19 protein-coding genes are annotated in these 22610 nt (G+C 69.4%); 6 read left to right on the forward strand and 13 right to left on the reverse strand.

Annotation, left to right across the window (positions count from 1 at the left end):
- Window positions 1-241 precede the first annotated feature (241 nt).
- The 5 genes from ACFZDK_RS48670 to ACFZDK_RS48690 form a co-directional block, all read right to left on the reverse strand.
- Window positions 242-1264 (reverse strand): branched-chain amino acid ABC transporter permease, encoded by a 1023-nt coding sequence (locus ACFZDK_RS48670; protein WP_390983810.1) that lies wholly within the window; start codon window positions 1262-1264, stop codon window positions 242-244.
- Window positions 1261-2124 carry a branched-chain amino acid ABC transporter permease gene (locus ACFZDK_RS48675; protein WP_330351202.1) on the reverse strand — a complete coding sequence of 288 codons (864 nt, stop codon included), beginning with the start codon at window positions 2122-2124 and terminating at the stop codon, window positions 1261-1263. Before ACFZDK_RS48675 ends, ACFZDK_RS48670 begins: the two co-directional genes overlap by 4 nt.
- Before the next feature lie 55 nt (window positions 2125-2179).
- Window positions 2180-3382 (reverse strand): ABC transporter substrate-binding protein, encoded by a 1203-nt coding sequence (locus ACFZDK_RS48680; RefSeq protein WP_390983814.1) that lies wholly within the window; start codon window positions 3380-3382, stop codon window positions 2180-2182.
- On the reverse strand, window positions 3379-4926 hold the full coding sequence (locus tag ACFZDK_RS48685; protein ID WP_390034289.1) for an ATP-binding cassette domain-containing protein: 1548 nt from the start codon (window positions 4924-4926) through the stop codon (window positions 3379-3381). Before ACFZDK_RS48685 ends, ACFZDK_RS48680 begins: the two co-directional genes overlap by 4 nt.
- 610 nt (window positions 4927-5536) lie before the next feature.
- Window positions 5537-6037 (reverse strand): MarR family transcriptional regulator, encoded by a 501-nt coding sequence (locus tag ACFZDK_RS48690; RefSeq protein WP_390983817.1) that lies wholly within the window; start codon window positions 6035-6037, stop codon window positions 5537-5539.
- A gap of 145 nt (window positions 6038-6182) precedes the next feature.
- On the opposite strand from ACFZDK_RS48690, the gene ACFZDK_RS48695 reads away from it, so the two are divergent.
- Window positions 6183-7091, forward strand: a complete 909-nt coding sequence (locus tag ACFZDK_RS48695; RefSeq protein WP_390983820.1) for an ester cyclase — start codon at window positions 6183-6185, stop codon at window positions 7089-7091.
- A gap of 65 nt (window positions 7092-7156) precedes the next feature.
- Here the strand turns inward: ACFZDK_RS48695 and ACFZDK_RS48700 are convergent, their stop codons facing one another.
- Window positions 7157-8026, reverse strand: coding sequence for a MarR family transcriptional regulator (locus ACFZDK_RS48700; protein ID WP_390983822.1), 870 nt, complete (start codon window positions 8024-8026; stop codon window positions 7157-7159).
- 183 nt (window positions 8027-8209) lie between these two features.
- Between ACFZDK_RS48700 and ACFZDK_RS48705 the strand changes: the two genes are divergently transcribed.
- Window positions 8210-9367, forward strand: coding sequence for an ABC transporter substrate-binding protein (locus ACFZDK_RS48705; protein ID WP_390983825.1), 1158 nt, complete (start codon window positions 8210-8212; stop codon window positions 9365-9367).
- Window positions 9368-9682: 315 nt separating this feature from the next.
- Here the strand turns inward: ACFZDK_RS48705 and ACFZDK_RS48710 are convergent, their stop codons facing one another.
- The 6 genes from ACFZDK_RS48710 to ACFZDK_RS48735 form a co-directional block, all read right to left on the reverse strand.
- On the reverse strand, window positions 9683-10183 hold the full coding sequence (locus ACFZDK_RS48710) for a VOC family protein (protein ID WP_330351195.1): 501 nt from the start codon (window positions 10181-10183) through the stop codon (window positions 9683-9685).
- Between the two features lie 67 nt (window positions 10184-10250).
- Window positions 10251-11933 (reverse strand): thiamine pyrophosphate-binding protein, encoded by a 1683-nt coding sequence (locus ACFZDK_RS48715; RefSeq protein WP_390983829.1) that lies wholly within the window; start codon window positions 11931-11933, stop codon window positions 10251-10253.
- Window positions 11934-11971: 38 nt separating this feature from the next.
- On the reverse strand, window positions 11972-12736 hold the full coding sequence (locus ACFZDK_RS48720; RefSeq protein ID WP_390983832.1) for an SDR family oxidoreductase: 765 nt from the start codon (window positions 12734-12736) through the stop codon (window positions 11972-11974).
- On the reverse strand, window positions 12733-13614 hold the full coding sequence (locus tag ACFZDK_RS48725; RefSeq protein ID WP_390983836.1) for an SDR family NAD(P)-dependent oxidoreductase: 882 nt from the start codon (window positions 13612-13614) through the stop codon (window positions 12733-12735). Before ACFZDK_RS48725 ends, ACFZDK_RS48720 begins: the two co-directional genes overlap by 4 nt.
- 55 nt (window positions 13615-13669) lie before the next feature.
- The gene (locus tag ACFZDK_RS48730; RefSeq protein ID WP_390983839.1) at window positions 13670-15205 is read right to left on the reverse strand and encodes a carotenoid oxygenase family protein; all 1536 of its coding nucleotides are present in this window, start codon (window positions 15203-15205) and stop codon (window positions 13670-13672) included.
- A 33-nt stretch (window positions 15206-15238) separates the two neighbouring features.
- Window positions 15239-16708: an aldehyde dehydrogenase family protein gene (locus ACFZDK_RS48735; RefSeq protein ID WP_390983842.1), complete on the reverse strand. Its 1470-nt coding sequence runs from the start codon at window positions 16706-16708 to the stop codon at window positions 15239-15241.
- A gap of 561 nt (window positions 16709-17269) precedes the next feature.
- Here ACFZDK_RS48735 and ACFZDK_RS48740 point away from each other — a divergent pair.
- The 4 genes from ACFZDK_RS48740 to ACFZDK_RS48755 all read left to right on the forward strand — a co-directional run bounded on the left by ACFZDK_RS48740 (window position 17270) and on the right by ACFZDK_RS48755 (window position 21190).
- The gene (locus tag ACFZDK_RS48740) at window positions 17270-17764 is read left to right on the forward strand and encodes a VOC family protein (RefSeq protein ID WP_390983845.1); all 495 of its coding nucleotides are present in this window, start codon (window positions 17270-17272) and stop codon (window positions 17762-17764) included.
- 50 nt (window positions 17765-17814) lie between these two features.
- Window positions 17815-19503: a bifunctional 3-(3-hydroxy-phenyl)propionate/3-hydroxycinnamic acid hydroxylase gene (locus ACFZDK_RS48745; RefSeq protein ID WP_390983848.1), complete on the forward strand. Its 1689-nt coding sequence runs from the start codon at window positions 17815-17817 to the stop codon at window positions 19501-19503.
- Entirely contained in the window at window positions 19500-20339 is an 840-nt protein-coding gene (locus ACFZDK_RS48750) for a fumarylacetoacetate hydrolase family protein (protein ID WP_390983851.1), read from the forward strand. The genes ACFZDK_RS48745 and ACFZDK_RS48750 overlap by 4 nt, the downstream gene beginning before the upstream one ends.
- Before the next feature lie 65 nt (window positions 20340-20404).
- On the forward strand, window positions 20405-21190 hold the full coding sequence (locus tag ACFZDK_RS48755; protein ID WP_390983854.1) for an IclR family transcriptional regulator C-terminal domain-containing protein: 786 nt from the start codon (window positions 20405-20407) through the stop codon (window positions 21188-21190).
- 706 nt (window positions 21191-21896) lie between these two features.
- Here the strand turns inward: ACFZDK_RS48755 and ACFZDK_RS48760 are convergent.
- Entirely contained in the window at window positions 21897-22346 is a 450-nt protein-coding gene (locus tag ACFZDK_RS48760; RefSeq protein WP_390983857.1) for a DUF6069 family protein, read from the reverse strand.
- Between the last annotated feature and the right edge of the window lie 264 nt (window positions 22347-22610).

Here is a 22610-nt window from a genome sequence, read left to right on the forward strand (position 1 = left end):
TGGTCGTTGTAAAGAGCAGGCCGGTGGCCCGCCCGGCCCCGGCACCCGCCCCTCGGCGCCGGGGAACCGGCGGAGTGCAGTCGAGCGCAGCCACCGTTGTGGTCAGCCGTCCCCCGCGATCCGGTGGGGTGTCGTCGTCACGACGCCGACGCCGTCGCGACGAGCACTTCGACAGTGGCGAAGCCGAGGCCGCCGCCACGGTGACCAGGAGAAAGTCCGTCTCCGTATGCCTCGGACGCCGTCATGCGTGCTCCAGAGTCCGGGTGTTGGTATCGGAGCCGGTGTCCGCTGCGGCCGGCGGGACCCGGCGGCGGGCGGCCGGAAGCCGCACCGCCCGGCAGATCAGCGGCCAGGCTCCCTGGGGGGCGAAGCGCACGATGAGGATCAGCAGGATGCCCTCGATGACCAGGGAGAGCGTCTGCTGGTCCTGGAGCAGGCGGGTCAGCCCGTAGTAGACGACGCCCACGCCGACTACCGGTCCGAGTACCGTGCCCGCGCCGCCGACCACGGACATGAGGACGGCGTTCAGGCTCCAGTTGACACTGGCCACGCCGTCCGGGGAGATGACGACGAACTGGAACGCGATCACCGCTCCGGCCAGGCCGGTGAGTGCGCTGGTGGGCACCAACGCGGCAAGCCGGTGCCGGTAGACGGGGACGCCGAGCCCGGCGGCGGCCGGTTCGTTGTCGCGTACGGCGGCGAGGCGCAGGCCGAAGGCGCTGTGGCGGACGTAGAGGGTGAGGGCCATGGACAGGGCGGCGACGACGACCGCGATCTGGTACAGGTTGCCGCCGCTGGGGATCCTCTCCGTGGGCAGGGTCAGGCCGCTGGCGCCGCCGGCCCAGTTCCAGTTGCTGAGGAGGGCCTGGACGGCGATGGAGATGGCCAGTGTGCCCACGGCGAAGTAGTCGCCGCGCAGGCGCAGGAGCGGTACGGCGAGCAGGAGGGCGAGCAGCATCGCGCCGACGCCCGCGCCGAGCAGGGCCACCGGCCAGGGCAGGTCCGTGTGGACGAGGAGGAGAGCGGTGGTGTAGCCGCCGGTCGCCATGAAGGCGGCGGCGCCGAGGGAGATCTGGCCGCTGAAGCCGGCGAGCACGTTCCAGGCCTGGGCGATCGCGAGATACGTCAGCAGGGTGACGCCCAGGTCCAGTTGCCCGAGGCCGAGCATCGGGGCGAGGGCGAAGGCGATGACCGTGAGCAGGGCGAGGGTGGCCGCGGGCCACAGGCCCGCCGGTTTCCCTCGTGGTATCGGCCGGGTTTTCATCCGGTGGCCGCCTTTCGGAACAGGCCTTGGGGGCGTACGGCGAGGACGAGGAAGAAGGCGAGGTAGACGACGACGTCGCGCATGCCGCCGCCGAACAGTCCCACGCTGACCGACTGCAGGACGCCGAGGGCGATGCCGGCGAGGAAGACGCCGCCGACGCTGCCGATGCCCGCCAGTGCCATCACGGCCATTCCGGTCAGCAGCAACGGCATCCCGCTGGTGGGAGTGAAACTCTGGGCGACGCCGGTCAGGACTCCGCCGGCCGCGGCCAGGGCAGCGGCGCCGGCGAAGGTCATGGCGTAGACCGTCGGCACGTTGATGCCGAGCACGGCGGCCGTGGCCGGGTCAGCCGAAGCCGCTCTGACCGCGCTGCCGGCGCGCGTGCGGGTCAGGATCAGGTGGGTGGCAGCGCACAGGAGGCTGGTCAGCGCGAAGGCGATCAGATAGATCGTCTGGATGCGTACGCCGAGGATCGAGATGCCGGAGTCGGCGTAGGGGGCGGAAAGGCTCTTGGGGTGGGTGCCGAAAGCGCCCTGGAAAAGTGCCTGGGCGAGCAGGGACAACCCGAAGGTACCCACCAGCGGTGCGGTGTTGCTCCCCTTGAGGAGCGGTGTGAGCAGGTACCGCTGGAGCGGGTAGGCGATCAGGGCGACGCCCGCCATGGCGAGCGGCAGGGCCAGCAGCGGGTCCCAGCCGGCTCCGGCCACGAGCAGGGAGGCAAGATAGGCGCCGCCGATGACGAGTTCGCCGTGCGCCAGGTTCATCAGACCGAGGACGCCGAAGACCAGGGAGATACCCAGTCCGATCAGGGCGTACAGGCCGCCGGCGAGGATACCGGCGGCCAGGACGTCGAGGCTCACGATGTGCTCCGTTCGCTCACGCTCGCAGGGTGTCGTATCGAGTCCATGCCGGGCCTCAGTTGAGTCCGGACAGCGGGCCGAGCGGCTTCGCGCCCTTGGCCGGCCAGACCTGCTTGATGGCCCCGTTGTTCCACTGGCCGATGAAGGTCGGCGTGGCGCTCTTGTTGTCCACGAACTTCACGGGGCCCTGGGCTGAGACAGTGGTGCTCTTGGCCAGTGCCTTGTTGACAGCCTCGTGGTCGGTGCTTCCGGCGGTCTTGATGGCGTCGAGAAGGATGGTCGCCTCGTGCAGGCCGAGGGCGACCGAGCCGAGGTCGGTGAGGTTGGTGTACTTCTTGCCGTACTTGCTGACGATGAGGCCGGTGTCCGGAAGCCCGGCCGAGTTGGACCAGTTCAGCTGGACGAGGGTGCCGTTGCCCAGCTTGCCGAGAGAGCCCCAGCCAGGCGTCTGGGCGCAGTTCAGGCCGATGGCGACCTTCGCCTTGTAGGCGAGCGCCTTCATCTGCTTCCACATGGCGAAGCAGTCCTGCGGGGCCATGGAAGCGATCAGCACCTGCGAGCCCGAGGACTTCCCGGAGTTGATGACGTCGGAGAAGTCCGTGGTGCCGGCGGGCACGGCTTTGGTGGCGGAGATGGTGAAGCCGGCCTTCTTGCCGGCCGTCCCCCACATCTTCCCGGCCGAGATGCCCTGGGCGTCGTTGCTGGTGACGATCAACGTCTTCTTGTTGGTCTTCGCTCCGGCGGCGACCGTGTAGAAGCCCTTGGCGCCGTCGGCGAGCGACTGGAAGGAGTCCCAGGTGTAGCCCTTGCCCTTGGGCAGCAGTTCGATGGGCAGGGCGCCCATCACCAGCGGCACCTTCAGCGCGTCGGCCTGGCCCTGCATGTCGATGTTCTGCTGGCAGCACGATCCCAGCAGCCCCACGGCCTTGTCGCTGAGCACCAGGGAACGGACCTGCTGGACCATGGTGTTGGTGTCGCTGCGGTTGTCGAGGATTTTCAGCTCGACCTTCCGCTTCTTCCCGCCCACCTCGAGCCCGCCCTTGGCGTTCACCTGCTGCACCGCCAGGAGGTAGCCGTCGCGGATCTGCTTGTTCACGAAGGCGCCGGACAGCTGGATGCTGGTCCCGATGACGATGGGGCCATCACCGTTGTCGGAGCCGCCGCTGCTCGTCGAGGCGTTGCCCGCACAGCCCGCCGTGAGGGCGAGGACCGCTGTGGTGCTGATCGCGAGGGTGCGGCGGGAGCTGGGTCTGGTCACGAGGACTCTCCTTCGGTGGTGCTGAGCGGAGTGGGAGTGGGAGGAGAAGAAGGGGACAGGGGTACGGCGTTCGCGGCGTTGTCGTCGGCGGTGCCGAAGTAGGCGGCGTCCAGGGCCTCGTCGCTGAGCAGGCCGGCCGGGTCACCGCTGTAGGAGATGCGGCCGCGGGACAGCACGACCGCGTGGTCGGCGATGCCCAGCGCTCGTTTGACGTTCTGTTCGACCAGTACGATGGCGACGCCCTGGGAGTTGATCTCGTCCAGTGCCCCGTAGAGGGCGTCGATGGCCACGGGCGCGAGGCCGAGTGAGATCTCGTCGCAGATCAGCACCTGTGGGTCGGCCATCAGGGCGCGTCCCACGGCCAGCATCTGCTGCTGGCCGCCGGACATGGTCGTGGCCTGCTGCGTGGCACGCTCGGCCAGCACCGGGAAGATGGCATGGACCCGCTCCATACGGGCCCGCACCTCGTCCTTGCCCAGCGCGAGCGGAGCGCCGAGCATCAGATTCTCGGCAACGGTGAGACCGGGGAAGATGCGGCGGCCTTCCTGGCAGTACGCGATCCCCAGGCGCGCCCGGTCGTGGGTGGGCATACCCGTGATGTCCTTGCCGAAGGCGTGCACCGAACCCGATCTCGCCTCGACAGTGCCCATGATCGTGGCACACAGCGTCGACTTGCCGGCACCGTTGGCACCCAGGACGGTCACGATCTGCCCCGCATCGACGCGCATCGTGAAGTCCCGCAGGGCGACCATGTCGCCGTAGGCCGCACTGACCGTGTCCAACGCGAGCACGGCACCGGTGTCGGAGGTCGAGACGGCGGCCGGGGTGCGGGTGGGCGGCGCCTGGGTCTTGTCGCCGTCGCCGAGGTAGACGGCCCGCACCTCCTCGTTGGCGGCGATCTCGGCCGGTGTGCCCTCGGCCAGGGGCCGGCCCCAGTTGAGCACCAGCACGCGGTCGACGAGCTCCCGTACGACCCGCTCGATGTGCTCGACCAGGAGCATGGTGATTCCCCGGTCGTGAACCTGGCGGATCAGGTCAATGGCCTCGTCCAGTTCGCGGCCGACGAGCCCGGCCGCGACCTCGTCGAACATCAGCACCCGGGGACGGGTGGCGAGGGCCCGGGCCACCTCCAGCCGCTTGAGGTCCAGGACCCGCAGCGAGTCGGCCGGACGGGACGCCTTGGTGTCCAGCCGGCACAGAGCGAGGATCTCGTCGATCTCACCGGAATGCAGGTGCGGCCGGCCCGCCATGGCTCCGATGCGCACGTTCTCCTGGACAGTGAGACCGTGGAAGGGCCGCGGGACCTGATGCGCCAACGCGACACCACTGCGGGTGATGCGGTGCGCCGGCATCCGGTCCAGCCGCCGCTCCCCCAGCCAGATCTCTCCCTCGGTGGGGCGGTGCACGCCGGCGATCAGCTTCAGCAGTGTGCTCTTGCCCGCGCCGTTGGGCCCGATGACGGCGACCGCCTCTCCGGACGCCACCGAGAGGTCGACGCCGTCGAGAGCCGTTACGCCGCCGAAACGCTTGGCGAGTCCTCGCACCTGGAGAGGGGCTCCGGGCAAGGCACCCGGCCGGGCTGCGGGCGAAGCCGCGCCTTGAGGTTCTGCCCGTGGTGGGGGCGACGCACCGGCATCACCGCCCCCCATGTGGGGGGTCGTTTCAGCATCCAGTCTGTTCACGCCGTGACTCCTCACCGCCGCGCCGGGAATGCCCGGTGATGTCACGCGACGAGTGGTTGACCGTAACTGGCCGGAAGCGTACGGTCCTCCATGTCGAAACGCTAGTCCTAAAACGTGGGACATTCCGAGACGGCTCATGACGCTCACGGGACCGCGGGACGGATGACGCCGCATGCGAACACCAACAGCGAGGCCGGGCACGCAACGCACGCCGATCGGCAGCCGGAGGCCGACGGGCTACTCGCACCTCACCTACCGCCACACGAGGCCTGACCCTGGTCGTGGGCACAGGGACGACTATCCGCGACGGCGCGCGCGCCGCTCGCCATACCGCCGCCGGGCCCCCGGGCGGTGCGGCGACCGCACCACACCCCTATGAGCCCCTAGGGCACGAGCGGCCGCGCGGCCACGCCCGAACACCCGGCATCATCCGGCTGATGAGTCCGGATTATCAGGATCAAGGTCCGGAATATCAGAGAGTAGGTGTCCCACCCTCATGATCGCGCAGCTCCTTCATGCCGACGGCCACCTGTTCGAGCCGCTCGGCCCCCAGCGGTTCGAGGACGTACCGGCGGAGACTGTCGAGGTGCACCCTGAGCGCACGGTCCAGCACACGCGCGCCCTGCGGGGTGAGCCCGGCCAGTGTGACTCGGCGATCAGTGGGGCTCGGCCGCCGCTCGATCAGGCCCCTGGCAACCAGCCGGTCGGCCATCTTGGTGAACCCACCGCTGGAGAAGGCGACTTCCTTGGCGAGGCGGGTGAGCGGGAGCTCACGGCCGGGCGTCCGTGAGAGCCTCAGCAGGACTTCGAACCACGGTCCGGGCAGATCCGCGACCTCGCGCAGGTCCGCATCGATACGCCCATGGGCGCGGCTGAAACCCTCCAGGATGAGCCCCCACCAGGTCACCAGCGTCTCGTCGTCGACGGACACCGTCCGCCCACGCCCCTCCAGGTGGCGACCTGACGTGCCCACGCCTCACTCCCTCCGTCAGCGTGGCGTACGCCGAGCATGCCGGGGTAGCGCCACCCGGCGCACTTTACCTTGCGCGAGAAAATCTTGCGAGCAAGACGATTCCTACATATCTTTCTAGCGAGATACTTTCTTGAGAGAGGAACTCATGAGACCACTCACAAGGACACTGGCCGGCGCTCTCGCGCTGTCCACCGTCCTGCTCGTCGGCGAACCCGCCATGGCGGCGTCCCGACCGGCCGTAACGGCAGCCCGGGCAGAGGCGTCACAGATCTCCCGCAGCAAGGCGCTGGTCACGGACTTCACGCAGCGGCTGTACAACCGGCATGACCTGTCCGCCATCGACGCCTACCTCGATGCGGACTTCACCCAGCACGATCCCCGCATCGCCGACGGGCCGACAGGACTGCGCGCCTACCTGACCGCGCAGAACGCGGCCCACCCCGACGCGTACCTCTCGGTCAAGCGCGTCATCGCGGAGGGCGACCTCGTCGCTGTCCACAGCAACCTGGTCCTCGACCCGGGGACCAGGGGCTACTCCGTCCTCGACCTGTACCGCCTGTCCGGCGGCAAGATCGTCGAGCACTGGGACACGACCCAGGAAATTCCGGCGACGACGGTCAGCGGCAACGACATGTTCTCGACCCTCAGCTCCCCCCAGGTGAGCCGACCGGACCCGAGCGCGCCCACCGCGCTCAACAAGCAACTCGTCACGGACATGTACAAGCAGGTGTTCGTGGAGAAGGACGTCACCGCGTTCGACCGCTCTGTCGTCGACCCCTATTACCAGCACAACCCCGGCTTCGCCAACGGCATCCAGGCGGCCAAGGACGGGATCTCCGGGATGTTCTCGGCTTTCCCCGGCTTCCACTCCGACACCTACCGGGTCATAGCCGAAGGCGACCTGGTCGTGCTCCAGTCCCGCGGCACCTTCACGTCGGACATGGCCCAGGGTGTCTTCGACATCTACCGGGTGCGGAACGGCAAGGTCGTGGAGCACTGGGACATCGTCCAGAACGTGCCCTCCACCTCCTCCAACGACAACTCCATGTTCTGACCCCGACGCCGCCCACTTCGGGTTCGCCCACACGCGTGACCGCGTTCGGCCGGGGACCGTGGGGATCATCCGCGGGGGTCGGGTTCGGGTGGGGGCCAGCGTTCGCGCAGGCGGCGGTAGCGGGTCTGGGCTTGGCGGCGGTCGGGCATGTCGAGCGCGGCGGCGATCTGTTCCCAGGTCTGGCCTCCGGCGCGGGCACGGTCGATGAGTTCGAGCTCGGCGAGGTCGATCTCACGGCGGGCTTCGGACAGCAGGGAGAGACCGTCGGTGGGGTCCGGCGGGTCGGCGGCCGGGGTCGCGTGGTGGGGCGGCCGTGTGCCGGCGCGGTCGGTCGCGCAGGCGAGCAGCCGGGTGAGCGCGACCGTCGGGGTGGGCTCGCGCCGTGCCGTGCTGTGGTGGTCGGGCCCGTCGGCCGACGTAACGTCATCAATTTGAGGACGTTCGGCAGCGTCGCCACCCTGCCGACCGAGTATCCGCTCGCGCTCGCGGAGCGCGGAGGGCAGCAGCGCCGCGCAGATGCCTTCCAGCTCGTCCAGCTGCCGGGGGCTGAGCGCGTCGATGACCGCCCTGCGCACGGTCCCCACGTGCCCAGGGGCCAGGGCGGCGAGTTTCGCGTAGCCCGCCTCGGTCAGGACGGCGAGGTTGCCGCGTCCGTCCTCGGCGGCGCGCTCGCGGCGCACCCACCCCCGGCGTTCCAGGCCGACCATCATGTGCGAGAGTCGCGACTGCGAGCCGCGCGCCATATGCGCCAGCTCACTCATGCGCATGCGGCGTCCCGGCGCCTCGGAGAGCACAGCCAGTACCCCGTAGCCGAACTGCGTGAGCCCACCGTCGCGTTGCAGCTGCGCCTCCACGGCGTCGGGCAGCACGGCCAGCACGGCCGCCAGCAGCCGCCACACCTGCAACTCGTGCCTGCTCAATCCCACCTCTGTCACACGCCGACAATACGAGACTCGCGCTCCCGCTCCAGTCCATGCTGATTGACTCTTCAAACAGATGGGCATAGCGTAGCGACCACAGCTTGAACCCTCAAGCAGATTCGCATTTCTGCCGCACGCCAACGCCGACTTGAGCCGGCGGGCCTGCGGCTGACGTTCCCACGGAGAGGATCCGCCCCCATGACTTCACTGAGCAGGCGACGGCTGATTGGAAGGGGCGCCGCACTCGGCGCGGCGGCACTGGCCGCCCCCATCGCCGCCGGTCCCGCGGCGGCGGCCACCGGGAGCGCAGACACGGTCAAGCCGTTCCCCGGCACTCCCGTGGAGGAGGAGACCAAGTCGCTCGACCAGCTGTACGCGGACGCCAGGCGCGAGGGCGGCAAACTGGTCATCTACGCCGGCGGCGACACCTCCGACCAGCAGGACGGCACCAAGCAGGCGTTCCTGGCGCAGTTCCCTGACATCGACCTGACCACGGTGGTCGACTACAGCAAGTACCACGACGTGCGCATCGACAACCAACTGGCCACCGACACCCTCGTCCCGGACGTGGTGCAGCTGCAGACCCTGCAGGACTTCACCCGCTGGAAGCAGCAGGGCGTGCTGCTGCCCTACAAGCCGGCCGGGTTCTCAAAGCTCTATGACGGCTTCCGTGACCCGGACGGGGCCTGGCTGGCCATCGCGGTCGGCGCCTTCAGCTACATGTACGACGCCTCCCTGGGCGCCCAGGGTCCCGCCACGCCCTACGAGCTGGCCGACACGCGCTGGCAGGGTGCGATCTCCTCCTCCTACCCGAACGACGATGACGCGATCCTGTTCCTGTACACGCTGTATGCCCAGGCCTACGGGTTTGACTGGTTGAGCCGGCTGGCCGCCCAGAAGATCGCGTTCGGCCGCGGCACCCCCACCCCCATCACCGCGGTCGTGAGCAAGCAGAAACAGGTCGGCATCGGAGGCTTCGGCTCACTGGCCCGTCAGCTCGCCCCCGGCGTCACGTGGGTCGTCGCGGACGGGCACCCGTTCATGTCCTGGGGCCAGCGCGCCGCGATCCTGCGCGGCGCCAAGCATCCCGCCGCCGCCAAGCTCTACCTGAACTGGTCCATTTCATCCGCTGTGCAGCAGACCTCCGTCAACGGCTGGTCCGTACGCACCGACGTCACCCCCACCGGCGGGCTCAAGCCGATCTGGCAGTACCGCAACGCCCACCTCGACGAATTCCCGCGCTTCATGGCCGACCGCGCCGAAGCCGAACGCTGGCGGCAGACCTTCACCCTCTACTTCGGCGAGGTCCAGGGCGCTCCCACCCCCGGCTGGCTGGGGCTGCACCCCGGCCAGTAGACGGCCCCGTTCCCGAAAACGCGTCCCCGGCCGGGGCCACCGCGGCCCGGCCGGGCACGGCGCCCGTTATGACCAGGCTCTCGCGACAGGCTGGCTCGCGCCGGAGCCGTTCTCCAGCTCCGAGCCGTGCGCTTCAACGGCGACTTCGACGCCTACGGGGCTGACGCGAACAGCTGAACACGCCCGCAACCACCAAGCAGCTCCGTCGCGGGAGACCGGTCCACGCAGAGGGACGGTAGCTTCACCGGGGCCGGCTGACCGGGCGGAAGCACAGGCCGCGACCCGGGCGCGCAACCCGAACGCCCGCCCGTCGTCTCACAGGGATGCCTTGTACATGGCGGTGAAGGTCGCGTTGAGACCCGGGCTCGACTCGATGAGCTCGGTCATGCCGGGCAGGACGTCGCGGGTGTCGAAATAGGCGACGCGCGAGTCGGGTCCGACGGACGCGCTGAACAGCGTTTCATAACCCTTCCGGTGCATTGCCTCCACTGCTTCGTCGAATGCGGTGGAGGCATAACCGAAGTGGTGGAAGCCGTACCCGCGCTGGCTGATCACGTCGCGATGTACCGACGGCAGCTCGTCTGCGGGCTGGATGAGCTCGTATTGCATGTGCCCGCCGAAGCCGAGCGCCACGTGTGCGCGTGCCTGCGACGGTGCGCCCCGGTAGCGGGGGTTCTCGCCGGCGAAGTCGCGCAGGACCGTCCAAGGTCCGACCCGGAAGCTGTCGCTGAACCGGGCCATCGCCGCGTCGAGATCCTCGACGACGAAGGCCATCTGGATGAGGCCGTCGGTCGGTTGGCCGAAGTCGAACAACATGGGCGTTCCCTCACAGTCGCTGAACAGTTGGATTGCCGGCATGGCGTGATCTGCCTCGGCAGTGCACTCAGAACGGGCTGCCGCCCATGATCACCCGTTCCTCCGGCGGGATCGGGTCGAGACTCACATGCACCTCGACGCACGACGGCCGCCCGCTCTTCAGAGCCTTGGCGAGGGCAGGCGCGAGTTCATCAAGGGTGCGCACCTGGTAGCCGTCCGCACCGAGCGCGATCGCGGCGGCGGCGTAGGAGCCGTTCTCCAGGCGGTTGTTGACGATCCGGTCCTTGCCGAGCAGGATCTCCTGCGCGTGCAGAGTGGCGCCCCAGGCCCGGTTGTTGAGTACGACGACGACCGTCCCGAGCCCCGCGCGCACCATCGAGTCGAACTCGCCGAGGCTGTAGCCGACCGACCCGTCACCGGTCACGAGAACGACGTTCGTGCCGGGTTCGACAGCTGCCTGGGCTCCCAGCGCGATGCCCATGCCGACTCCCATGGAGCCGAGATAGCCGTGGCAGAGGAACGCGGACACCGGTGCCTCGGAGATCGTCTCCGACAGCCAGAGGTAGGTGAGCGCGCCGTCGGCGACGACCACCGATGCATCGGGCACCGCCGCGGCGATGGCGCGTACGGCGTCGTAGGGATGAACGCGCTCGTCGTGGACGACCTGAGCGGCCACGGCTTCGCGCCGCCGCTGCAGGTGTGCCCGCAGGGTGTTGCGCCAGCCGGCCAGATCCGCCCCGGCGGCCCGCCTCGTGACGGGTTCCCGGTTGAGGTCCTGGAGTACCGGGAGCGGGTCGGCGGCGACCGACAGCGTGACCGGCTGCAGGTGTCCCAGTTCCGCGCCGGAAGGGTCGACCTGCACCACACGCGCGTCACGCGGTATCAGCGCGCCCGAGCCGTGCGCTGTGGTGAGACCGAACCGGAGTCCCGCCATGATCACCAGGTCGGGTTCGTCTCCGGGTGGCAGGCCGTACAACCCCTGCACCAGGCCGAAGTTCATGGGGCTGCGCGAGATCGCGCCGAGGCCCTCGTAGTCCGACATCAGGGGTACGCCGAGTCGCTCGGCGAAAGCCCGGAGCTCGCCGCCGGCGCCGGATCTCGGTACCTCGGACCCCGCGACGATCACCGGCCGCCGGGACTCCGCCAGCAGCCGGAGGATCTGATCCACCCCGGCCTGTGCGAGCCCCGGTCCGTGGTCGGCGCCGTGCAGGAGTTCCGTGGTCAGGTCGGGCATCTCGTCGAGCTGTTCGGTCAGCACGTCCCAGGGGATGTCCACCAGTACGGGTCCGCGTGGCGCGGACAGCGCGGTGCGGATGGCGCGAGCCAGGATGCGGGGAATCAGCGACGCGCGCGTCACCCGGTGCGCCCACTTGGTGACGGGTGTCGCGATCGCCACCTGGTCCAGCCCCGCCTGCAGAGTGTTGGTCTGGTCGCCCGCCAGCGGGCCGGACGCGGCGAGGTAGAGCACAGGAGTGCGATCGAGGTGTGCGTTGGCCATCGACGTGACGGCGTTGGTGAACCCGCCGCCGGCCGTCAGCAACGCGACACCGAGAGCGTTGCGTACGCGTGCGTAGCCTTCCGCCGCGTGGCCCGCGTTCATCTCGTGCCGCGTGTCCACGATGGGCAGCCGGTGGTCGAGCGCGGCCTGGTAGACGGAGTCGATGTGCGCGCCGTTGATGCCGAACATCCGGTCGACACCGGCCTGTTGGAGGAGACGGACGACGATGTCGCCGCCGGACACACGAGTCATGGAATGCTGCTTCCTCTCCAGACGCCGGAATCCCGACGTCAGACGCAGGTTTCGCCGCCGTCGACGGCCAGGACATGACCGGTCACGAAACTCGCCCGCGGGGAAGCGAGCCAGTACGCGGCTTCGGCGACCTCCCGCGGCCTCGCCACACGGCCGAGCGGAGTCCCGGCCGACACGGCGGCGGCGTCGAGGTTCGCGTGTTCCTCCAGGTGCCGCAGCATTCCGGTGCGGGTCAGGCCCGGGGCTATCGCGTTGACGCGGATCCCGTGGCGACCGTGCTCGGCGGCCGCGGACTTGGTCAGCCCGACGACGCCGTGCTTGAACGCGGAATACGCGGCGCCGCCACCGGGGTTGCCGACCAGGCCGGCGACCGACGAGGTGTTCACGATCGCGCCGTGCCCATGGGGCACCATGACGGCAAGTTCGTGTTTCATGCACAGCCACACGCCGCGCAGGTTCACCGACTCCGACAGCTCCCAGCTCTCACTGCTGAGCTGTTCGACCGGGCCCACGGGGGGCGCGATTCCGGCGTTGTTGAAGGCGGCGTCCAGCGTGCCGTAGGTGTCGATCGCCGCGGCGACCATGTTCTCGACCTCTTTCTCGACCGAGACATCCACCTGGACGAAGATCGCCTTGCCGCCCGCCGCGGTGATGGCGGCGACGGTGTCGGCGCCGGACTCGGAACGGTCCGCCGCGACAACCGCCGCACCACGCTCGGCGAACAGTTCCGCGGCCGCCCTTCCGATGCCCGAACCGGCACCGGTCACCAGCACGACCGACCTGTGCATGTCGTGCGCCGTCACCGCCCGGCCTCCGTCGCGGTCAGGATCTCGTCGTAGACCGGGTTGGCGAGGACCGTCCTCTCCACCGCGGCTCGGCGCGGGTCCCCCGAGTCGGTGGGTAGCGACGCGAGGATCGCGTCGAACCGCCGGGCGAGCAGTTCCCGATGCTCGGCATGCGTCAGCACGTAGAGCCTTTCCTCATGGATCGCCTGCAGGACCCGTTCGCCGACCTCCCGCGGCTGCATCGCCGTCTCGTGCAGGTCGGCCTCCGCGGCGGCGCCCGGCGCGTGCGTCCGTGGCTCGCCAGGGGGCGGCGGTCCCTTGTGGATGTTGGTTCGGACGATTCCCGGCGTCAGGACGGAGACGTTCACCGGGGTGTCCCTCAGTTCGGCCGCCAGCGCCTCCATCAGCCCCACCACACCGAATTTCGCGGCCACGTAAAGCGCCCCGGGGGTGCCGAGCAGACCTCCGATCGACGCGGTCGAGACGATGTGCCCCGGACGGCCGGAGGCCAGCATGCGCGGCAGGAAGGTGCGGATGCCGTTGAAGACGCCCGTGAGGTTGATGTCGAGCACCCAGTCCCACTGTTCGAAGGTCGCCTCGGCCAACGGCGCGAGGAATCCGACCCCCGCGTTGTTGACCAGCACGTCCACGCCGCCGTAGTCGCGGTCGAGACGGTCCGCGACGGCGTCGAACGCCGCACGGTCCCGTACGTCGAGCTGAATGGCCTCGGCCTTGCCGATGCTCGCGAGTTCACGCTGTGCGCTCGCGACCGTCTCCGCGACGACTCCGCAGATGACCACGTTCATTCCGGCCTGGCACAGGACCTGCGCGACGCCGAGGCCGATGCCGCTGTCCCCGCCGGTGATGAAGGCGGTCTTGCCCGCCAGATCTCGCATGATGGGTTTTCCTTTCCCCGTGGCAGGCCGCGGGTGTCTGCGCCGGCTCAGGCCGTCAGTCGTTGCCGCGGTGGGCGGCGATGGCCTGCTCCAGAGTGGCGTGGTCGGCCCAGCTGCCGTGGAAGCCGAAGGGCACCCGGCTGGGGAGCTTGACCCGGGCCAGCGGGGTGCGGCGCAGGTCGGCCGCGTCGTGGATGAGCAGTTCGGTGAGGTTGGTGGTGCGGTTCCACCACAGGGAGAGCAGGTAGCCGTCGTCCTCGCCGCGGGCGTTCTCTCGGGGGACGAAGATCGGTTCGCCGGGGCTGGTCAGGCCGTCGGGGCCTTCCACGACGGTGGTGTGGTCGAGCAGGTAGTCGTGGCGGGCCAGGCCGTCGGACATGATGTCGTCGGCCAGGCCACGCGTGGTGACGAAGTAGCCGTAGCGGGTCGGCCGGCCCGTGTACGCGTCGTTGATCTTCGGGAACTCGCCGAAGATTCCGCTGACCATCTCCTCCGTGGCCCGGCCGGTCGCCAGGTCCACGCACCACCGGTAGGGCTGGGCCGGGGGGAACCACTCGTGGGAGGTCACCGGCGTCCCGATGCGGTCGACGGGGGTGCCGAGCCGGCTGATGCGGTGGCCGTCGATGACCAGCCGGCCGTCCTGCTCGTAGGCGTTGAAGAAGTGGGTGTTGGCCCAGTGGCCGCCGAGCTCGTGCCAGGTGACCTCGTGGGTCTGACGGTTCATCAGGACGATCTGCACGCCGTGTTCGAGGGAGTTCTCGTCCCAGACCACGCCGGGCCTGCTCTGGGCCACCAGGTCGAACCGGAACTGGGCGGGCGTGACGAAGAAGATGGCGTAGGTGTCGCTGACGGCGAAGTCGTGCATGAGGACCGGGACGCCGATGTCGAAGGAGTGCGAGTCGATGATCTGGCCCGTCTTCACGTCGGCGCGGTACCAGGTGATCGTCGGTCCGACGGCGGCGAAGAACAGCATGTCGCCGGTGTCCGGGTCGGTCTTGTAGTGGCCGGTGCACAGGACGTCGATGCCGCTGTGGAAGTCGTACGTGTCCAGGGTGCGCAGGGTCTCGGGGTCCAGCGCGTGCGGAAGTCCGCCCTCGAAGTAGACGATCAGGTGGTCGTCGAAGAGGCCCGCGTTGATGTTGGCCACGTTCTTGGCGCGCGGGGCGCCCTCGGGCAGCCGGCCCGGGGTGCCGCCGTTGACGAAGCCGCTGTAGATCGCTTCCCCGGCCTCCACCTCGACCTTCATCGAGTCGGTCTCGACCCAGCGGGTCCGGTAGGCGGCCCTGCCCTCGCGCAGGTAGATGCCGCATACCATGCCGTCACCCTCCCACCAGTGGTAGCGGTCGGTGTTGCGTGGCTCGAAGCGGGGGTTGGAGGAGACGCGGAACAGCGCGCCCGCGAGGTCGGACGGTATCTCGCCGTCCACCTCCAGGTCGTACCCCTCGCTCTCCTCCGTCCAGGGGGCGAAGGGGCCGTTGAGGAACTTGTTGTCCGTGGACCATCCCGCTTCCGCGTGCGAGGACTCGGCGGCCTGTTCGGTCCGGCGGGGGACGACGGTCATCGGAGCGGGGGGCAAGGGTTTCGGGGCCATGGGGGTCTCCGTGTGGTTCTGTGAGGCGGGCCGTCAGAAGGGGTAGTGCGGGAGCTCGCCCCGGACGGTGACCCATTGCTGCTCGGTGAAGGCTTCGAGGTTGGCGGCGGCGCCGCCGTGCCGGGACCCGGTGCCGGAGTCGCCGACTCCGCCGAAGGGGATGACCGCCTCGTCGTTGACGGTCTGGTCGTTGATGTGGACCAGGCCGCTGGGCACGCGTTCCGCCAGGGCCAGGCCCTTCATGACGTCCCGGGTGAGGATGCCGAGGGACAGCCCGTACTCGGTCCCGGCGGCCAGGTGGGCCGCCTCGTCGAGGTCCTGGAAGGGGACGACGGGTGCCACCGGCCCGAAGATCTCCTGTGCGTAGGCGGGCGCGGTCAGCGGTACGTCGGTGAGCACGGTCGGCCGGTAGAAGAGGTCTTGGTAGGTGCCGCCCGCGGCCAGCCGGGCACCGGCCTCGACCGTCTCGGTGACGATGCGGTGGATGTTGTCGCGTTGTCCGGCGTCGATGACCGGGCCGAGGGCGACCTTCTCGGTGGTCGGGTCGCCGACGGTGAGCGCGTCGGCGTGCTGGGCGAGCAGGGCCGTGTACTCGTCGGCGACCGAGGCGTGGACGAGGTGGCGGCTGCTGGCCATGCAGATCTGGCCGGCGTGGACGAAGGATCCCCAGGCACCCACCGAGGCGGCCTTCTCCAGGTCGACGTCGTCCATGATGACGAGAGCGGAGTTCCCGCCCAGCTCCAGGTGGACCCGCTTGAGGTGCTGTGCGGCGGCGATACCGATGGCGCGCCCGGCCCGCGTGGAGCCGGTGAACGCGATCACGGGGATCCGCGGATGCTCCACCACAGCCGCGCCCACGTCCGCGCCGCCGGGCAGGACATGCAGCAGACCAGAAGGCAGGCCCGCCTCCTCGAAGACGCGGGCGAAGACCACGCCGCCGCTGATCGCGGTACGGGGGTCCGGCTTGAGGACGACCGCGTTGCCGAGGGCGAGAGCCGGGGCGACCGCTCGCATGGCCAGGATGACCGGCACGTTGAACGGGGCGATGACGCCGACCACCCCGACGGGATTGCGACGGGCGAACGACAGCCGCTGCTGCCCGGAACGCAGCAGCTCACCGTAGGGCGCCCCGGCGAGGGCGGCGGCCTCGTGGCATTCCTCGGCACCACCGCTGGAGACCTGCAGCGCGGCGAACGGCCGTATCGCGCCGGATTCCCGCATCAGCCAGGTCTCGATCTCCTGCTGGTGTTCCTCGAAGAGGCGCGCGGCGCGGCGCAGCACGGCGGCGCGGTCAGAGTACGGCCGGGCGGCCCATTCGCGCTGAGCCCGCACCGCCTTCTCCACCGCCTTGTCCACGTCGGCCGGGGAGGCGGAGCCGACGCGGCCCAGCGTCTTGCCGGTCGCGGGCTCGACGGCCAGGTACGGCTCGCCCGAACCGCTGATCCACTCACCCGAGCCCGAGAAGATGCGGCCCTCCCAGGTGCTGCTGTCCAAAAGCGTCATGGTGTCCCGTTCCACTTGGTGCGTTGTGTCGCGAAGGTTATGTGTCATGTCTCAAAGATGGCGAGGCAGGGCGTTTTCTGGCCTCGGTCCCGTTTCATCCGCGGACCACCTGGCGTAGATCCCGGACCCTGTCGCTGCCCGGTGATGACCGCTCCAGCCCGAGCACGGCATCGGCCGCCAGCACACCCGGATCGGCGGCGAAGAGCAGAACAGACCGCGAGGAAGATGAAGTCGACCTCGGCCTTCGGGGCGGCGGTGTCCGTGTCCTCTTGCGGCGCGGATGCAGACCCCCCGCACCGGCCGGTGCAGCTCGGCCTACATCCGAACGGGTCATGGGGCCCCCAGTAGCGGTGTGAGCGGTTCTCGCGAGCTCTCCGAACAACACGTACGTCCCGCATATCCGGACTCGACTAGCGTGATACAGGACGCTGCACTGAGAGAACGCACGACGTCAAGAGGCTTGACGCAGCAATTTCCACTTTCTCGTCGGTTGACGCAAGCACCTACATCGACCTACTGTCCCATAATACAAGACTTGAGTCCTGCAAAAGGAGACACCTCGTGGCGATCACCGGGTTGGGTCACACCGGCTTCTGGGTCGACGACCTGGAGAAGATGCGCGACTTCTACGAACGGGTGCTGGGGCTGACCGTCACGGACGAGGACGAGGAGAAGGGCATCGTGTTCTTCTCCGCGCGGCCGGCGGAGGAGCACCATGAGTTCGTCCTGCAGCGGGGCCGCACCGCCCCTGCCGGCGCCATGCTCACGCACCAGGTGTCATGGCGCGTGGACTCCCTGGAGACGATCATCGACTTCCACAGGCGCTTCCGCGCCGAGGGCATCCAGGTCCAGCAAGAGGTGACGCACGGCAACGCGATCGGGATCTACTTCTTCGACCCCGAGGGCAACCGCAACGAGGTCTACCTGCGCGTCGAGCGTGACGTCCGCCAGCCGTTCCGCAAGACACTCAACCTGGACCTCCCCCCGCAGGAGATCTTCGCCGAGGTCGAGCGGCTGCTCACCGAGGGCGGCCCGGCCTACCAGCCGGTGCAGTAGTCCGCACGACCGCAGGAAGGAACGTGCGGAGGAACCACGGAAGGCCCCTCATGACAGAACTCTCTGTACGGCAGCCCGCCGTGCTGATCGTCGGTGCCGGCCCGACCGGCCTGACAGCCGCCCATTTGCTGGGCTCCCGCGGCGTACGGGTGCTGCTGGTGGAACGCAACGCCACCACGAGCAACGACGCCAAGGCGATCAGTCTCGACGACGAGTCGCTGCGCACCTTGCAGTCGGCCGATGGCCTCGACGAGGCGGTCTACCCGATCCTCGTGCCGGGCACGGGAACCAGGTACTTCGGCGCCGACGGGCAGCCGCTCGTCCACGCTCGCGGCACCGGCGACCAGCGTCTCGGACATCCGTTCAAGAACCCCTTCGCCCAGCCGGACCTGGAACGCGTGCTGCGCGAGCAGCTGCGTCGCCTCCCCAACGTGGACGTCCGCTTCGACACCCGGCTGACAGACCTCACCGGGCACCCCGACCACGTGGACGTGTCGCTTCGCACGGGCGGGGGGGACGGGCCGGTCGAGGAGCTGGAGGTCTCCTACGTCCTCGGCTGCGACGGCGGCCGCAGCACCGTACGCGACCTGCTGTCCATCCGCATGCAGGGGCGCAGCTTCCCCGACGAGGTATGGCTGGTGGTCGACACCCTGGACGACACGCACGACCAGCGCTACGGCATGCACCACGGCAACCCGGAACGGCCTGTCGTCATCGTCCCCGGGCGGGAGGGACGCTGCCGCTACGAGTTCCGCATGAAGGCGGGCGAGTGCGAGGCAGGAACGCCACCTCCGTTCCCTCTGGTGCGCCGACTCCTCGAGCCCTACCGGCAGATCACCCAAGAGCAGGTCGAGCGCGCCGTCGCCTACAGCTTCCACGCGCTGCTGGCCGAGCGGCTGCGCGACGGGCGCTGCTTCCTGCTCGGCGACGCTGCGCACATGATGCCGCCGTTCGCCGGGCAGGGTCTCAACTCGGGTGTGCGGGACGCGGCCAACCTCTGCTGGAAGGTCGCCGAAGTCCTGGCGGGCCGGGCCGACGATGCGCTGCTGGACACGTACGACACCGAGCGGCGCCCGCACGCCCGGGCGGTGATCGACCTGTCCGTACGGCTCGGCCGGATCGTCATGACCACCAGCCGCCCCCGCGCACTGCTGCGTGACCTGATGGTGCGCACAGCCATGCGCACACGGCCGGGACACCGCTACCTCACCGAGATGCGCTACCGCCCCGACACCCGGGTCAGATCGGGTGCCGTCATCCCTCTGGACGGTCCGGGCCGGGGACTCGTCGGCACGATGCTGCCGCAGCCGCGGGTGCTGCACGGACCGCATCACCGCGTCACCCGGCTCGACGACATCCTCGGGCAGGGCTGGAGCCTTCTCGGGATCGGCGTGACGGACGCCGACTGGGCGGCCGTCACCCGCGCCGGCCTCCCGGACGCCGCCGCGGTGGACGTCTTCCTGGACGACCGGGCACCGCGTGACCGAGCGGGCCGGGAGGGCATCGCCGACGCCGACGGCCGCCTCGAAGCCCTCTTCACCGGACTGGACGGGCGCGTCGTACTCGTACGCCCCGACCGCCTGGTGGCTGCTGTCTTCACCCCCGAGCGGGCCAAGCACGTCGCCGCGGAGCTGCGGCGCTTCACCGCCCACCCCATGACGGCCACCGTCCCTCCCGCGGCGACCGACCCCGCCCCCCATCCCCATGGTCAGCACGACCCCACAGGAGTATCCCGATGAGGCTCAGCACCGTCCGCGTCGCCGACGACCAGACCGCCGCCGCCCGGCTGGAAGGCGAGGAACTCGTCCTGCTGCCCTTCTCCGACGTCGGCGCGCTGCTCGCCGCCGGCGACGACTGGCCCGAGCGGGCGGTTGCCGCAGGCGGCAAGCGCGTCCCCCTGGCCGAGGCGTCGCTCGCCCCGCTCGTTCCCCACCCCAACAAGATCATCTGCCTGGGGCTCAACTACGCCACACACATCAAGGAGATGAGCCGCCCGACCCCCGCCCACCCCACCCTCTTCGCGAAGTACGACGGCTCCCTGATCGGCGCCCACGACGACATCCACATGCCACCGGTCAGCAACGACCTCGACTGGGAGGCGGAGTTGACAGTCGTCATCGGACGCGCGGGCCGCCATATACCGCGCGAGAAGGCCCTGAAGCACGTCGCCGGCTACACCGTCGCCAACGACGTCACCGTCCGCGACTGGCAGCACCGCACCCGCGAGTTCCTGTCCGGCAAGACCTTCGAGGCCACCACGCCCGTCGGACCGGCGCTCGTCACCGCCGACGAAGTCCCGCCCGGCGCCTCGGGGTTGACCATCTCCTGCAGCGTCGACGGCCACACCATGCAGAAGTCCAACACCGCCGACCTGCTCTTCGACGTCGCCGACACCATCGCCTACGTCAGCACCATCATCACCCTGGTGCCCGGCGACCTGATCCTCACCGGAACCCCGGGCGGCGTGGGCGCCGGCCGCGACCCGAAGGTGTTCCTGCGCCCCGGCCAGGAACTGGTGACGACCGTGGAGGGCCTGGGGGAACTACGCAACACCGTCACCAAGGACCAGCTGTAGACCGGGCAAGCGGGCAGCCGGGCGCGACTTCCTCCTACCCGCACTCACCCGCTACAGTGTCTCGCATGTCAGGAAACGCGTCCCCCAGCTATCGCGACCGCAACTCCACCGCCGACCGGGCGCTGGACATCCTGACCATGTTCGATGACGTCAATCTGGTCGTCTCAGGGTCGGCCGTAGCGGAGCGGCTCGGCGTCGCGCGCTCCACCGCGTACCGCTACCTGCAGAGCCTGGTCGCCGGACGCTTCCTCGAAGAGGCCCCCGGCGGTGGCTTCCGGCTCGGTCTGCGGGTGCTGGAGATCGCCCGGCTGGCCCGCCGCAGCTACGGTCTCTCCGAGATCGCCATGGCGCCGATGGAGGCGCTCGCCGAGGAGACGCACGAAACCGTACTGCTGACCCGCCGCACCGGCGACCTGGTGGTGTGCGTGGACCGCGCGGAAAGCACCCGCGCCGTACGGATCTCCTACGAACGCGGCAGCGCCCTGCCCATCAACGCCGGCGCCTCCGCCCTCGTCCTGCTGGCCTGGAGCCCCGACGACGAGGCCCGCCACCTGCTGGAGGCCACCGCGCTACGCCGGTTCACCTCGGCCACCCTCACCGACGTCGACGCGCTGATGGAACGCCTCGGCCGGATCCGCCGCCTCGGCTACTCGATCACCCGGGGCGAACTGGACCCCGACGTGGTGGGCATCGCCGCGCCCATCCGGGACGAGAACAAGCAGGTGGTGGCGGCGGTGAGCGTTGCCGCCCTCGCCTCCCGGGTCTACCCGGAGGCCGAGGCGGAGATCGCCCAGAAGGTCCTCGCCACGGCGGGCGAGATCAGCGAACGGATGGTCGTCGTCGCAGGCTGACACCGCCTGTGCGAGTAAGCATGGCCCTGGCGGGTGCCTGACGGTGCTGCGGGTGTCGCTGCCTTTGGGCCGTCGCCAGGACAAACGACAAGAACCGTCTGCCGAAATGCCAGGTGACGCGCCATGCTCTTTCTCACCGGCCCCCACGAACTCGCCGACGCCGTCGCCGCATTCGTGGGGGCACCCGTTTCCTCGGCCGAGAGACGTCAGGGGATGTCACCAACCGCGTACTCATCTGTCACGCCCAGTTGCGGATGGCGATGGCCCCGAGGGTGAGGCCGGTTGCCGTCTCGATGAGCGCGCGCCGCCCAGGGTGACATCAAGGACGCCGAGGTCGGTGATGATTCGGTGGACGCAGCGCTCGCCGGTGATGGGTGGGTTCATGCGGTGAGGATCTTGAGGCTGCCGCCCTTGCGTCATGTCATCAAAATGATGACAGACCGGCATCGTGGACGAGGTTTCATGGCGCCGAGCGGACCCTTGATCATCTTGCTGACCGCAGCAAAAGACGGCGGGACTTTACCCGGCATGGCGCCTCCATATGGCGGCGTGCGGAAGCAGGCATGTCGGTCACGGGCTGGAAAGATCACTGACGGCGTGAAGCCGCTCTGGTCATACACAGACGGCGGTGTCCCGGAACCTGGCCGGATCAGGCTGCGGGACACCGCTCACGGCAGCTCACGGGCCTCGGTGGCCCGCTGAGGCGTCAGCGGACCGGTAGCGGCAGGACGCGCCGGTAGCCGAAAACGGCCACTGCACCCACCACAACGTGCATCACCATCAGCGCCACGATGGCCAGCGGACCGCTGCCGGCCATGCCCCCGCCGAGCAGAGCCAGGTCGGGAATGAACGAGACGACCACGACAACGGGCGCCAGCCAGCGCAGCAGGCCCGTCGGATTCTTGGCCGCACGACGGATGATCGCCCAGCCGACGGCACCGAGGAGGACGCCGATCACGGTCAGCGGCACATAGGCGGACGGAGTCAGCGGGGCGAAGTCGTGCGACGCGCCGCCCGCATGCGCAACGAGGGCGACCACCGCGTTCCCCAGGGAGGCGGCGGCAGCAGCCGCGAGCAGCCCGCCGACCACGGTCAGGGCGATCGGGCGCTGGGCAGGTGCGGTGGACTCGACGGCATCGGAGACGGAACCAGGCACGGGGACCTCCTAGATGGGTTCGAGAAGCGAGCGCCGCCCTCTGGTGACGCTTGACGCTTCAAACACTCAGACAATACGGCGGACTGTTTGAAAGGGCAAACAGACGATCCAGGCCGGCCCCCATGACTTCCACCTGCTGGCTCACTCCCGAAAAGATGGGAGCCTGGATGAACTTGAGACTTCGTAACCGGGAGGGCCCACTACCTCAGGGACGTCCATACGGCCGGGCATACCGCGTCCGCAGTACATGGGCGCTGCCGCACA

This window comes from Streptomyces sp. NPDC007901 (genome assembly GCF_042959465.1).
Lineage (GTDB): Bacteria > Actinomycetota > Actinomycetes > Streptomycetales > Streptomycetaceae > Streptomyces.